The organism is Bacteroides sp. 224, from assembly GCF_010500995.1.
Taxonomy (GTDB): Bacteria; Bacteroidota; Bacteroidia; order Bacteroidales; family Bacteroidaceae; genus Bacteroides.
Genome location: NZ_QVMK01000097.1, coordinates 1 through 435, shown reverse-complemented (window position 1 = coordinate 435; position 435 = coordinate 1). Strand labels below are relative to the sequence as shown.

General features: G+C 38.9%; 1 pseudogene. It reads right to left on the bottom strand.

From position 1 onward, the window contains the following. A pseudogene (locus D0T60_RS18505) lies at positions 1-103 on the bottom strand (1-deoxy-D-xylulose-5-phosphate synthase N-terminal domain-containing protein); the annotation flags it as partial. Positions 104-435 lie beyond the last annotated feature (332 nt).

The window sequence follows — 435 nt, the reverse complement described above, 5'->3', positions numbered from 1 at the left end:
TAAAGAGGTATTGTTTCATTCCTCCCACACTTCTATCAATAGCCATATCATTATCGTTAATAATGATAATCATATTGTTAGGAGTAGAAGAGGTACGCCGTAAGTACTTTGGTACCTTATATAATACCTATTCTTTCTTTGCGCTGTATGCTAACGTAGATGGCTTTACTATTTCCGGTAAAGGAACCATTAATGGAAACGGTTTGCGTTATTGGAAGTCTTTTTGGTTGCGTCCGGCTTTGATTACTACTGCATCGTCTCCCTGATCAAAGGTGCAATCTTCTACCAGACTTTAGGAAGTACACAAGCTGTTGGCCGTTATTTTTATGGTTATCTGGAAAAATGGAATTGGAGGCAAATTGTCTCTTGATTACATTGAGGTTATCGAATAAAGGCTGCATATAAGGAGCTACTTTTTCGGTAGCATCGCCGGGA